The 12318-nt window shown below is 40.0% G+C and carries 13 protein-coding genes and 1 pseudogene; 11 read left to right on the forward strand and 3 right to left on the reverse strand.

All coding sequences use genetic code 11. The features are described 5' to 3' along the window. Positions 1 to 7: 7 nt before the first annotated feature. Positions 8 to 898 carry a transcriptional activator NhaR gene (gene nhaR, locus QSH61_RS21795; protein WP_010603946.1) on the reverse strand — a complete coding sequence of 297 codons (891 nt, stop codon included), beginning with the start codon at positions 896 to 898 and terminating at the stop codon, positions 8 to 10. 178 nt (positions 899 to 1076) lie between these two features. Between nhaR and QSH61_RS21800 the strand changes: the two genes are divergently transcribed. Next, the gene (locus QSH61_RS21800) at positions 1077 to 1382 is read left to right on the forward strand and encodes a hypothetical protein (RefSeq protein WP_227388010.1); all 306 of its coding nucleotides are present in this window, start codon (positions 1077 to 1079) and stop codon (positions 1380 to 1382) included. A gap of 126 nt (positions 1383 to 1508) precedes the next feature. Then, positions 1509 to 1934 (forward strand): hypothetical protein, encoded by a 426-nt coding sequence (locus QSH61_RS21805; protein WP_010603944.1) that lies wholly within the window; start codon positions 1509 to 1511, stop codon positions 1932 to 1934. On the opposite strand, the gene QSH61_RS21810 is transcribed toward QSH61_RS21805, so the two are convergent. Then, positions 1926 to 2825, reverse strand: coding sequence for a response regulator (locus tag QSH61_RS21810; RefSeq protein WP_010603943.1), 900 nt, complete (start codon positions 2823 to 2825; stop codon positions 1926 to 1928). The genes QSH61_RS21805 and QSH61_RS21810 overlap by 9 nt on opposite strands. Before the next feature lie 92 nt (positions 2826 to 2917). On the opposite strand from QSH61_RS21810, the gene QSH61_RS21815 reads away from it, so the two are divergent. The 6 genes and pseudogenes from QSH61_RS21815 to arfB (QSH61_RS21840) all read left to right on the forward strand — a co-directional run. Further along, positions 2918 to 3721: a GumC domain-containing protein gene (locus tag QSH61_RS21815; RefSeq protein WP_206471724.1), complete on the forward strand. Its 804-nt coding sequence runs from the start codon at positions 2918 to 2920 to the stop codon at positions 3719 to 3721. A 242-nt stretch (positions 3722 to 3963) separates the two neighbouring features. Next, positions 3964 to 5235, forward strand: coding sequence for an efflux RND transporter periplasmic adaptor subunit (locus QSH61_RS21820; RefSeq protein WP_010603941.1), 1272 nt, complete (start codon positions 3964 to 3966; stop codon positions 5233 to 5235). Between the two features lie 11 nt (positions 5236 to 5246). Further along, positions 5247 to 5936: an ABC transporter ATP-binding protein gene (locus QSH61_RS21825; protein WP_010603940.1), complete on the forward strand. Its 690-nt coding sequence runs from the start codon at positions 5247 to 5249 to the stop codon at positions 5934 to 5936. Between the two features lie 9 nt (positions 5937 to 5945). Beyond that, entirely contained in the window at positions 5946 to 7277 is a 1332-nt protein-coding gene (locus tag QSH61_RS21830; RefSeq protein ID WP_206471725.1) for an ABC transporter permease, read from the forward strand. 10 nt (positions 7278 to 7287) lie between these two features. Next, the gene (locus QSH61_RS21835) at positions 7288 to 8496 is read left to right on the forward strand and encodes an ABC transporter permease (RefSeq protein ID WP_206471726.1); all 1209 of its coding nucleotides are present in this window, start codon (positions 7288 to 7290) and stop codon (positions 8494 to 8496) included. A 78-nt stretch (positions 8497 to 8574) separates the two neighbouring features. Next, positions 8575 to 8808 (forward strand): annotated as a pseudogene (gene arfB / locus QSH61_RS21840) (alternative ribosome rescue aminoacyl-tRNA hydrolase ArfB); the annotation flags it as partial. A gap of 116 nt (positions 8809 to 8924) precedes the next feature. Here the strand turns inward: arfB (QSH61_RS21840) and arfB (QSH61_RS21845) are convergent. Next, positions 8925 to 9338 (reverse strand): alternative ribosome rescue aminoacyl-tRNA hydrolase ArfB, encoded by a 414-nt coding sequence (gene arfB, locus QSH61_RS21845; RefSeq protein ID WP_206471727.1) that lies wholly within the window; start codon positions 9336 to 9338, stop codon positions 8925 to 8927. Positions 9339 to 9711: 373 nt separating this feature from the next. On the opposite strand from arfB (QSH61_RS21845), the gene QSH61_RS21850 reads away from it, so the two are divergent. The 3 genes from QSH61_RS21850 (at position 9712) to QSH61_RS21860 (ending at position 11313) form a co-directional block, all read left to right on the forward strand. Beyond that, on the forward strand, positions 9712 to 10590 hold the full coding sequence (locus QSH61_RS21850; protein ID WP_206471728.1) for a hypothetical protein: 879 nt from the start codon (positions 9712 to 9714) through the stop codon (positions 10588 to 10590). 88 nt (positions 10591 to 10678) lie between these two features. Then, positions 10679 to 10846 carry a hypothetical protein gene (locus QSH61_RS21855; RefSeq protein WP_206471729.1) on the forward strand — a complete coding sequence of 56 codons (168 nt, stop codon included), beginning with the start codon at positions 10679 to 10681 and terminating at the stop codon, positions 10844 to 10846. Between the two features lie 131 nt (positions 10847 to 10977). Then, positions 10978 to 11313 (forward strand): hypothetical protein, encoded by a 336-nt coding sequence (locus QSH61_RS21860; RefSeq protein ID WP_206471730.1) that lies wholly within the window; start codon positions 10978 to 10980, stop codon positions 11311 to 11313. Positions 11314 to 12318 lie beyond the last annotated feature (1005 nt).

Below are 12318 nucleotides of genomic sequence, written 5' to 3' on the forward strand. Positions count from 1 at the left end.
CTTTAAGTCAGCTGATGCCCTTCGCAAAGTTTACAAACTCGTTAAAAATGGAGTCCTTAATCAATCTGTCTGGTGTGAAGGCGTAGTAATTTTGGTATGCACTTTCAATTGTGCCTATAAGGTTTACATCATAATGGCGCTTCAATTCTGATTGTATTGACAGCGGAGCTGGGAAGATACCGAATCCTTGTTGGCCTAATGCTTTCATTAAAGCACTATCATCTACATGACCAGCCACTTTAATTTCTATATTTTGCTCTTGGAGCCAAAATTGAATCGAGTTAGTTACAGGGCTGTGCTTTGCTGGAAGAATGAGCGACTGATCTTGTAACGATTTTGGATAATTTGCACTGAGTTGCTCACTGTTTGAAGCTGAACCATATAAGCCAATTTGACTTTTTCCAATCTCGTGGCAAAAAACATTAAAAGGAAGGTGACTATCAAGTGGCTTATCTGCAAGCACGATATCGAGCTTATGCATGGCCATCTGAGCTAGCAATTCTGATTGTTGACCGTCAATACAATGTAAATTGGCAACTTGCTCATTTTCTATCAGTGGAGCAAGCCACTTTGAAACCAATGATTTTGGAATCGCATCAGAAATACCAACTTTTAATGTACGATGTATAGCTGTTGCGCCATCTTGTGTTGTCTCCAACCACTCTTTTGCAATCGAAAACATATCATCCGCATACTGTTTGGTTAAAATGCCGAAGTCAGTCAATCTGAGACCTCTTCCTTCTCTTATGAATAGAGGTTTCCCAAGGCGTGCTTCCAAACTAGATAGTTGCGCACTAATTGTTTGAGGTGTCAAATGAAGGACTTTGCTTGCACCAGCAATACTGCCTTCATTGCTTACTTGCCAAAAATAGTAAAGGTGATTGAAGTTTATATTCATATTGTTCGTAAAAATCTTACTTTAGGTTAGATATAATCAGCTTTTCTCTTTTGGTGAACATTAGTAGATTTGATCTCACGGCGCAAGTATAAGTTGAGAGAATGTAGCGAAAACGCTTTGATATTCGAGTCATTCTAAGTTTCCAATACAGTAATATTTGATGCGATTGTCTGAGGTAATGATGAAACTGAACCTTGTTGGTGTAAATGAACCTATAGCGGTGTCAAGTAAAGTGGTTTTCACTAAAGCGATAAATGCAGCGTTAAGTGGTTATACAAACAATATTCGAAAGATAAATGTACGAATTGAAAAACAGGTGGATAAGCAGGTTGGCAGGCTTACCTTATGCCAAGTTGAGCTTTTGTTACCTGGATTACCGACGTTAAAGGTTAAGACCAAAGGTAAAACCCTGCTGCAAGCGTTAAACCGTGCATTAAGCAATTGTAAGCAAATCTTAAAACAGAATTATTTTAAGCTCAGTTAGTTTTTGAGGCTGAGTGATTCCATTCCCAAGCACTTGCAGCGGCAAGGATGCCGCGCAATTTTTTACTAAAGATATTCGATAAATTACCGATATGTAGGTCAAAGGAATCATGTTGGCCAAACAACAATGAACGTTAACTTTTTAATTCACTCCCCAATTCAATCAGCTACGAGTCAGAATGAGCAGGAAGCCAAAGTTGAAGAGACGAACTCGCCCAGGCCTCTTAGGTTATCTGAAGAAGATATGTCTAAATTGTCTGGAGAAGAGGTAAAGGAAGAGCAAGAAGAAGCCGCACTGCCTCCGCATATCCAAAAAATGGTTGAAAAGCTCGAAGAGTTAAGAGAAAAAATTAAAGAGGAACAAAAATTACTTGATGAATTAAAGGCAAGTGACTCTTATTCTGATGAAATGAAAGCTGAGTTGGTGACACAAAAACTTGAATTTATACTGCGCATGCAGAGCCAAGTTGTTGAGTTGACGAAAAATATTCAAGAAGCGCTAAAAGAAGCCGGGATCAGCGATCCGGGGGTCTTGTTAAAAGCACTAGCTTAAAAGTCCGACCAATAGGATTTTCCCTTGCGCCATGTTTGGGCGTTGGCAGCATATATCTATCCTCATATTTGAAGCAGTTTTATACAGACGCTTCAATTTAGGAAAAGGTTTAGTGACTAGCTGTAGGGCTTTTACTCTTAGACTTCTTCTTGTTATTCCATCTAAAAACGCATAAGAAGTTGAGTTTAATGCTGAGTGGCAAGCGGTTAACATGTGCTCTGTGATCTGGTGTTGATGAATGGCTTCAAATCCTGCCTGATCTGTTAAATTTCCAGTGGAAGCGGCGAGCACACAAACTGAATACACATCAAATATCCCTATTGCGCGTACCTTCTGACTACTAGGATCCTCGTATGCAACCATGACGCAAGGCAGGTTATCAGGATCATACTCCATTTGATTAATCTGATAGAGCCTCAGTTCAGTGTCGATATGTTTATTCATAAGTTTTTCAAGTTGTCCAACTTGAGGCAAAGGAACGCCTTTGTGCAGAGTATGAATTTCCCTTGTTTTTGAGCTTTCCTCTGCGGCTTTGACCAAGGGCATGATTTTATTGTGGAGGTCATCATCTGCAAATGGTTTAGACAGCACAAATGCCGCTCCGTAATCAAGGGCTAGCTTTATTTGCTCGCGGTCGTCGACAGTGGTTACCATTGCCATGGTCACACCCAGTTGTTTCTGTTTGATAGCTTTAACTAATGCGAGTCCCGAAATATCAGGCATATGCCAGTCAGTTAATACAATATCAGGATGCCAAGAGCCGATGATTTTCAGGGCTTCTTTTGCACTTTGTGCTTTCTTTATCAACAACTTGCGATATCTAAAACGTACTAAACCGCGACGAATAATCTCAAGTGTTGCCGCACTGTCATCCACGAGCAATATCTTCACAAATTACCACTTTATTGAAAAATATAGATTTATTATAGGCACGATTTTTAACCAATACTAAAATGAAAGTAAGAAAATAATGAGTGTGCAATATGTTTCTAGGTAAACTACCAATTGATGTATTTATCTATATGACGGTAAATATCGGGCTGCTGATATTGGCTTTTTGGTTCTATATTTTGCTGTTAATCCTCCGAGAGTTTAGGCTCTTTGCAAAGGCTGCTGGTGGATCTGGGACATCCAACCCAGAGCAACAGTATCTACTCCAACATTGTCGCGAAGCGATAAATAAGTCGATGAAGTTTGTTGAAGATAATCAACATACCATTCAAGAGTTGGCTAATTTACAAGTCCATTTAGAGCAGCAATTAGCAGAGGTTAAACGCTCTACACAGGATCATATCTCGACCGAAGAACAAACTCGCATGGACGATTTAAACAGTAAGCTACTTAAGTCGCATCGATTAATAAAGAAACTTAGGGGGGATCTGTCGAAGAGTTTAGAGCGACTGAAGCAAACAAGAAGAAAACTTTATGACCAATATGAATCTACAGAGGAATTACAAAAAGAAAATGACACATTAAAGCAGCAGTTGGAAGCTTCTAAAGCGATGGGAGGTACGTCCGAGCAAGAATTGGAGCAATTGGTCGCTACCTTTGAGAAGGAGCGTCAAGATATGTCTCTAACGATTAATGAATACAAACGACAAATAGCCGAACAAAATCAGGCTTTGCAACAGCTAATGGTGCAAGAGCAAGAAGTAGAAGATGGGCCAAAGCTTCAGGCTATCCAAAAAGAGTTGGAACAAACGCGAGAAGCATTAGAGCACTTGTCTAAAGAAAAAAAGTTTATCGAGAGTCGGTACTTAGAGGTTGTCAAAAATCAAACCAAATAGTTAACAAAATGTTTTATTTCTCGTGACATTAGTCTTGGCTTTGTGTAAGGTTTAGGCACTCAGGTTACCAGATTTGTTTTAAGCTTTTGAGGTCTACTTCGCTAGATAATTCATGCTTTGGTATTAAATTGTTGGCTTCTAATAATTAAACGAAGAGATGTGATTGTGGTGGAATAGTTAGTAATAATGCTCCAAAAATACATAGTACTCAATAGCTAAGGCAGTGGTAAAAGGATTATTTCATGGCCTATATTCCAGATACGAGCGCTCAAGACTCGGTGGTTGAAAGACCAAAGAAAAATAGATTATTCATAATAGTAATTGGTATTTTTATATTAATTGCTGTTTTTTTTATGACCCCCATTTTTACACAGTGGGCAAGCGGTCAAACAGCTGTTTCTAGCGATAAAGTTCACATAGCATCAGTGAAGCGAGGTGACTTCATCCGCGATATTTCTGTTCAAGGTAAAGTCGTGGCAGCGCGGCGCCCCACTATATATAGCCCTGCTCAGGGAACGGTTACCTACTTGGTAGAGTCTGGTGACAGTGTGGTGGAAGGACAAGTCCTCGCCGTTCTAGATAGTCCTGAGTTGAAAAGCGAATTTGCACAACATCAAGCACAGTTAAACAAGTTAGAAACGGAACTTCAAAGGCAAATTATTCAAGCCAAAAAGCAAGACTTAGCACAAGAGAATTATTTAGGTAAAGCGACTGTTGTGTTAAATGCAGCAAAGCGGGAGATGCGCCGTTCTGAGAACGGTTTGAAAACGCAAGTTGTAAGTGACATTGACTATCAAAAAGCCAAAGATGATCTCGAAAACGCAGAGCGTGAATATCGCCTAGCAATTAAAGAAGTGGAGTTACAAAAAGAAAGCCAAAAATTTGAGATCCGTACCAAAGAGTTAGAGTTTGAGGCGCAAAAAGTAAAAGTGGTGGAGCTTCAGAGGCAAGTTGCTGCTTTAAAAGTACTTTCGCCGGTAGGTGGATTAGTTGGTAACTTGACGGTAGAGCAAAAAAATACAGTCGCCAAAAATCAGCCATTACTTAGTGTGGTGGATCTCTCAAAGTATGAGATAGAGGTGCAAATCCCAGAAAGCTATTCAGACGACCTTGCGCTGGGAATGTTGGCTGAGATAAGTCTTAATGGAGAAGTGTATAGTGGAGAAATAGTTGCTATCTCTCCAGAAATTGAAAATGGTCGAGTTGAAGGGAAAATTCGATTTAAAGACGACACCATTCAGGGGTTAAGGCAGAACCAAAGGTTAACGAGTCGAATTGTGATTGAACAAAAGCAAAATATTGCCTATCTACCACACGGGCAATACATAGAAGCCTATAACGGACAGTTTGCTTACGTAGTAAAAGAGGGTTCTGCAATAAAAACACCAATACAAATCGGATTAAGAAGTATTGGGCAAGTAGAAGTACTTTCGGGGCTTAATGTTGGCGATCAGGTGATTACCTCTGACGCGCGAATCTTTAAAGACGCTCCCAGTGTGAAAATAATTCAATAAGGAGCTGTAATATGCTATCCATGCGTCACTTATCCAAAGCTTACTATACCGATACAATAAAAACTCAAGCCTTGCAGCCATTTGACTTACGTATAGAGCAGGGGGAGTTTGTTTCAGTAGTCGGCCCATCGGGTTCAGGAAAAACGACTTTTTTAAACATTACAGGTCTGTTAGAGGATTTTTGTGACGGGAGTTATGAGCTAGATGGCATCAATGTTGAAAAGTTAAGTGACAAAGCTAAATCTAAACTACGTAATGAAAAGATCGGTTTTATTTTCCAGAGCTTTAACTTACTTCCAGACCTCAATCTTTACGACAATGTTGATATGCCTCTTCGCTATCGTAAATTATCTTCAAAAGAACGTCATGAAAGGATCATGGATGCGTTGAATAAGGTGGGCCTTGCCTCACGTAAGGAGCATTACCCATCGCAACTATCAGGAGGTCAACAGCAAAGGGTCGCGATTGCTCGTGCAATAGCTGGTAAACCTTCATTTTTACTTGCTGACGAACCAACGGGTAATTTAGATAGCAAAATGGCAGATAGTATTATGGAATTGCTCATGGATATTAATACACAAGGAACGAGTGTAGTGATGGTAACGCACGATACGCATCAAGCAGCCAAAGCACAGCGCATTATTGAGATCCGTGATGGCGTGATAATTGAGCGTAAACACTGTAACAAAGCGATTGCTTAGGGATAAGTTATGTTTGGCTACTATCTTAAATTGGCACTTATTTCATTGCGAAAAACGCCGTTTTTATCATTTTTAATGGTGGTCACAATTGCCGTTGGAATAGGTGCTGCAATGACGACTTATACGGTTAGTTATTTATTGGCAAAAGACCCTATTCCTTCTAAAAGCGACAAACTGTTTAATGTTCGCCTAAATAGTTATGGACCTGATAAACCTTTCAATATTTCTCAAGGAAAGGAAGTCCCGCCTTTTATTCTTAGCTACCAAGATGCGATAAATTTGCAAAATGCTAAACGTGGTGTGAGGCAAACACCTCTTGCTAGTTTCAAGATGATGTCTCGAGCGACCGAGCAGCCTATTACTGATGCAAAGATGACGTTAATAAGAAGTGCTTATCGTGACATGTTCGGTATGTTTGAGGTGCCATTTAAATTTGGAGGTGCATGGGATGAGACTGCTGACAAAGACGGTCTGCAAGTTGCTGTAATAAGCGATGAATTAAATAACAAGTTATTTAATGGAGAAAACTCAATAGGTAAGTCGTTGCTGATAGGTGATTTGCAATACCGCGTCGTTGGAGTGACAGACGATTGGTATCCAGTTCCCAAATTTTTTGACAACAGGACCCGTGCCTTTAATAAACCAAGGGACATTATTATTCCATTTCAGGCACAGATAAATAATCAACATTGGACTAGCTCTGATGTTTCTTACCAGTGTTGGAAAGAACCCGCTGATGACTCTTTTTCGGCTATTTTGGCATCTGAATGTGTTTGGGTCTCATATTGGGTAGAGTTAAGCTCAGCCGCAGCGAGAAATCAATATATGGACTTTTTGGTTAACTATTCGATGGAACAAAGAGAATATGGCCGGTTTTTACGAGAACCTCTACATCAACTATTCAATGTTAAAGAGCAGCTTATTGAAAGAAAAATCATTAAGGATGATGGCAATGTGGCGGTTTGGTTGGCATTTGCATTTCTGATTGTTTGTTTACTGAACTGTATGGCTATGATGGTTGCCAAGTTCCATGCTAGGTCTGGCGAGGTTGGGCTTCGCAGGGCTGTTGGTGCTTCAAAGCAACATATTATCGCTCAATTTACTGTTGAAACCTTCATTATTGGCTTAGTGGGAGGGGTGTTAGGCTTGATATTGGCTCAGATTGGGTTGAGTATAACTGCGCAGTTGTATAGTCACTTATATGCTGAAATGTTGGAAATGACACTAAGTATTGTTGTTATGACGATTGTACTTGCGGTAATAAGTGCGGTTACTTTTGGCTTGCTACCGACGCTACGTGCGGCAAAAGTTCAGCCATCAAGTCAGCTGAAATGCCTGTAGGAGTCTTCCAATGAGAGATTTATTGCCAATTTTAAAAACTTTAAGCAAAAATAAAACATCGCCATTGTTGCTCGTCCTGCAGATTGCGCTGACATTTACCATTCTAGTAAACACCATATATATGATGGTAATTAAAGAGCAAGAACTGACAAAGCCTACTGGGCTTACGGAGCAGCAGTTGTTTAGTTTTAGCACTAATCTTGAAGGTACTGATGAAGAAAAAAATGCGGCGCTTGATACTGATCTTGCAGACATTCGTGCGTTAGCCAGTGTTGAGAGTGCAAGTACGATTACTAGTATGCCGCTTACTAATTGGGGTCGCTCACTAGATGTTGGTTTCACCCCTGAGGAAGATGAAAGGATAACTCACGCAGGCTACTATGGTTCGGATGACACCATCGTTGATACACTCGGATTGCGTGTCGTAGCAGGAAGAAATTTTAAATATAATGACGTGATACACAAATACTTTGATGGTCACTCTGAGTCCGCAAGTGTTTTAGTCTCGCAAGCTTTAGCGCATAAAATTCGCCCGAATGATTGGCGTAGCGTGGTTGGAGAAACTATTTATGTTGAATCTGTACCGCAAAAGGTTGTGGGTATCGTTGAAACTATGAAGTCTCCTTGGCGGTTCTGGTATGCGTACGATATGACTGTGATTGGATCTATTAGAGAGCATTATGAAGAAACAATTATTGTTGTTAGAGCGAAACCAGACCAGCGAGAAACAGCAATGGCTGAAGTTCAAGCATTATTACTTAAAAAGCCTGGTCGCCAGGTTGATGCGTTTAAGTCCTTTGAACAAATAAAGACAGAGAACTTGCAGGCCGATTATGCAGTGAGCCAAACATTAAAGGCGGTAATTGCCGCGTTGGCATGCGTTACTATGTTAGGAATATTTGGTCAGGCAAGATACACCGTTCATAAACGTCGCAAGCAAATCGGTACTCGACGCGCGCTCGGGGCGACTCAGGCCGATATTCTACGCTACTTTATGATTGAAAATGCGGTGGTGTCTTTATTTGGCATTACTCTGGGTATAATCATCGCAATCACTGCAAATATTTACTTGGTTAATTACTTTGGGCTCACCAGTGTACCCGGTGATTATTTGATTGTTGGTGCGATTATTATGCTCGTTGCTGGTCAGTTAGCTGTTACTTACCCCGCAATGGTTGCTGCAAAAGTACCACCTGCTATTGCAACTCGTACAGCATAATCAGTTTCAGTGCTCGTTGCTGCTATTTCAAGCCTTCAGTTACTTTGCTAAAATGGCAAACGGAGGCTTGAAAAGACTATGCTTAAAATCTCAAATAACGTCACGCTTGCAGAGTGGGAAATCGATATTTCCGCTATTCGCGCACAAGGTGCGGGTGGACAAAACGTCAATAAAGTCTCCAGTGCCATTCATCTTAGGTTTGACATCAACCGCTCAACATTGCCTGATTTTTACAAATCGCGGCTACTTGCACTTAAAGACTCAAGAGTTACCAAAGAAGGTGTCATTGTGCTTAAAGCACAATTTCCCAGATACCATTGAAATACCCTTTATCTTGTCAATAACCACAAATCAAAAGTCTACCATGTCAATTTTCCTACTGTACTGGCTATCACATTTTAAGTAACAATCGAAAATAAACCTGTAAATTAAAAATTCACTTTTTTTCTTAGAGCTTTAGCAGCCCCACGTTTAGTTTTACTATCTACACGACGTCGCTGAGAGGCTTTTGTTGGTTTCGTAGCTCTTCGAACTTTTTGCACAATTGTGGCTGATAAGATTATTTCTTTTAATCGCTCTAAAGCAGCCTCTTTATTTTGTAACTGAGTTCTATATTCCATAGACTTTATGATGATAACGCCATCAGAAGTAATGCGACTATCCGAAAGTTTTAATAACCTCTCTTTATAAAATGTAGGTAGGGTGGACCTTTTAATATCGAACCTCAGGTGTATTGCGGTTGCAACTTTATTGACATTTTGTCCTCCATTACCAGCCGATCTTATCGCATTGAGTTCAATTTCCCAATCTGCAAGTGTTACTGAGTTTGAGATTGTTAACATGATTTCACCTGATCAATTCGATTATTTTGGGGTTTATCAACTCGACGCTAGTCGTGATTAGAAAGATTTTAAGAATAACAAATTAGTCTCTGCAAACATACTGACATCTAACAAAGTGCTATGTTTTTCAAATTGAAATTCAGGAAGTATCGACCCAAAAATTTCAAGGCAGGTTCGCTCACTTCAAGTCTTTTAATCCCGAGCCTCGCACTCGCTGCGCTTTTTGTAACTGAACGCGTGTAACTGTAAAGTTAATATTGCCCCAGTTGGTAAGTGTTGATATTTTGAACAAGTGCTTTTCAGAGTACTGATGGCGCAACACAATCTCACTTAATAATGCTTTGGCTGAGTGCCAATGTGCTAAGGAAAAAATATGAACATACCATCAATTGAGTTGGTGTTAGCTAACACCAATGCAACTGTCGTTCGACAAAAACTTCCTCGTACCACCTACGGTTCCAAAGACGCCATAATTCAAATCATTCGCGATGCAGTTGATATGGAAGAGTCCATACGAAACATTTATGCCTTTGCTTTAGAAGGGAGACCTGGTGCCTGCCGTGATAGTTATCTGGCATTTCTGGTTGAATATCAAAATGACCATTTTGATTTTTTTGATGACAGCGAAATGAACATGGGGAATACATCAAGAGAGTACGAAGTCATATCAATAGTGCAGCATATGTCACTGTTGGCAAATCCTAACCATCTGCTTTATTCAGTCAAGCGTCTGCCATATCAATTAAGAGATTTGCCGCCACTTCAAGCCGCTTGCTTGGTTAAGAGCCAGTCATTCAAACCCTTATTGCCTAATTGGCAAACATTTCTGGCTACTTTCAATAAAGGCCAGCAATTATCTCCCAAATCATCTTATCAAGCGGGTGATTGGGAAGCTCTTTATGATGAATCAAAAGCTGCATTGAGAAGTATCAATGTGTGTTCTATTCACCAATTTATCGGAAACTTACCAGAATATGAGCAGCTAAATCTAGGGATGATGCGAGGCCATGAGTTTCGAGTGTTTATCAGCACCAAGGGAAATGAATGCCAGATTTGTTTTGTGCCCGTTGATAGTGCTTACACTGTTTATCAGCAAATAGAAAACCATTTAACTGAATTTGTATACGGTGATTTTTTACCAGAGTCTATCGTTCGCAGCGCTGGTCAAAGGCTGTTGTCTCTTAATAAAACAGAACTAATACCCGCTAGCCAAGATAATTTGCATTGGGTGTTTAGGAAATATCCAGCCTGAATTTGATTTTCAAAGTTACCAAAACAATACCTTGTTGCCAGGTTGGCTTTTGCAGCAAGGTGCTTAAGTTTTACTAGGAATAATAAAAATGAAATTAGAAGCAGCCCTTATTGGTCTTGTAGGTGTCATTATTGGTGCTATATTAGCCACAATGAAGGATTGGTGGTTTCATCGCGCAAAAGAAAAAAGAAGACCAGACTTACTTAGCCATTCAGGTCAGCTGCTTATTGGAACGTTTTACTTCAGGATGCCTTGAGGTAGCATACGATGATGGCCTTTTCCAAGCTCAAAGAGATGAAAAAGGTTGCCTTTCGCCTCAGGTAAAAACACCTAATTTTGAGCCGCTAAATAAAAGTCGATGTTAACTGGAAGTCTTTACCAACAAACTTGATTAATAAAATATTAAGATTATCTGGCCAAGTTGATGATGCAATTGCCTATATCAGAGCCGCGTGGGAGTACGCTTCTTATCCTCCTGACTTTGAAGAGCTTTTTGAAGCTCGAATAGAAAAGTATGCAGAACTTGGCTTAATAGCAATAGCACTCGTAGAAGAGCTTCAAGGGTTAGCCAAATTTACTAGCTCGACAGATGCAGATGACTGGGATCCAAAATCTCTACTACAACAAGCTTATAATAAAGTAAAAGATGAAATTAATGCCAGAAATCAGCATTATCAGCTTGTTGCTCAACAAATGTCAGAGCATCTTAATGTCAAAAGTTAAAATGCGATAAACGACTCTAAACAGGCATAAAAGAAGAATCCTATTCCTAAAAACAACTGATAGTACTTTACTGTTCAAGGGCTTAGAAGCAGAATATATTCTGATAGCCGATATTAACTACATAAATAACCTGAGCTGCGGATAATTAATGCCTTTCTAGCAGCCAGTTTTAGCGCTAACTGCGTTGAATTCACTTCCAATAGCCAGCTATTGGTGCGTAAATTCGCCTTGCCTACAGGATGTAGGTACCTTAGCGAGAGCAGGACGCGGAAGCGGTGTTTTCCCTAAAACTCTCTGGCTAGACAAGGAAAAAACTAAGTTGTGCTTTAGAAACAATGAGTTGGAACATTCCTTATCCAAACCTCAGGTTAAATAGTAAAATTGGTATATAGCCTTATCAAGAGGTGCTAAAACTATCACTATAGTAAGCTCAGTCACAATACTTCCATAACACAGTGTATTTTAGATTAGCGAATTTTCAGCAGATCGAATTACAACTGGGGCGTATTTAGCGACACAGTATTAAAGCCATATCTGCGCTCATATTCATCTACACTTGCTACCAATAAGAAGCATACAGTTATGTGAAATACTGTTGCCGGTGCAAAGTGTAATGGAAGACTTATCAGGGAGACCTAGTTAGAGATATTATTCAATACAACTAAAGAGATTGAAATGCCAAGAAAAATTACACTAGAATTTAAATGTGAATATGCGGGAAATGGAGGTAGTGCTCGAACGTGCCATCATTTTAGGGAGGATTAACGCTGTCGCGGGACAAGGCTCTGGGGTGGACTCATTGAAAATAGAAAGCCAATCAGAAGCCAACAGTTATTGACTGCCGGTCTTGTACGTATTCAGACATTGGATAACACCATTACGGGTGGCCATCTACCAAGCGCTAGACACAACCTATTGTTGGGTGAAAGGCCCATATGGCGTGGCCAGACTACTTGGATTAAACGCCAATACGGTTTTTCTGATTAAAATCTACGATCTCTAAAA

The organism is Pseudoalteromonas sp. JC3 (genome assembly GCF_030291895.1).
In the GTDB taxonomy this organism is placed as follows: domain Bacteria; phylum Pseudomonadota; class Gammaproteobacteria; order Enterobacterales; family Alteromonadaceae; genus Pseudoalteromonas.

What these genes read in the sequence shown, in the direction of transcription:
- QSH61_RS21855 (WP_206471729.1), top strand. Translation starts at nt 10,679, where the DNA reads ATGAAATTAGAAGCAGCCCTTATTGGTCTTGTAGGTGTCATTATTGGT.
- QSH61_RS21830 (WP_206471725.1), top strand. Translation starts at nt 5,946, where the DNA reads ATGTTTGGCTACTATCTTAAATTGGCACTTATTTCATTGCGAAAAACG.
- nhaR (WP_010603946.1), bottom strand. Translation starts at nt 898, where the DNA reads ATGAATATAAACTTCAATCACCTTTACTATTTTTGGCAAGTAAGCAAT.
- QSH61_RS21815 (WP_206471724.1), top strand. Translation starts at nt 2,918, where the DNA reads ATGTTTCTAGGTAAACTACCAATTGATGTATTTATCTATATGACGGTA.
- QSH61_RS21835 (WP_206471726.1), top strand. Translation starts at nt 7,288, where the DNA reads ATGAGAGATTTATTGCCAATTTTAAAAACTTTAAGCAAAAATAAAACA.
- arfB (WP_206471727.1), bottom strand. Translation starts at nt 9,338, where the DNA reads ATGTTAACAATCTCAAACTCAGTAACACTTGCAGATTGGGAAATTGAA.
- QSH61_RS21805 (WP_010603944.1), top strand. Translation starts at nt 1,509, where the DNA reads ATGAACGTTAACTTTTTAATTCACTCCCCAATTCAATCAGCTACGAGT.
- QSH61_RS21850 (WP_206471728.1), top strand. Translation starts at nt 9,712, where the DNA reads ATGAACATACCATCAATTGAGTTGGTGTTAGCTAACACCAATGCAACT.
- QSH61_RS21800 (WP_227388010.1), top strand. Translation starts at nt 1,077, where the DNA reads ATGATGAAACTGAACCTTGTTGGTGTAAATGAACCTATAGCGGTGTCA.
- QSH61_RS21825 (WP_010603940.1), top strand. Translation starts at nt 5,247, where the DNA reads ATGCTATCCATGCGTCACTTATCCAAAGCTTACTATACCGATACAATA.
- QSH61_RS21820 (WP_010603941.1), top strand. Translation starts at nt 3,964, where the DNA reads ATGGCCTATATTCCAGATACGAGCGCTCAAGACTCGGTGGTTGAAAGA.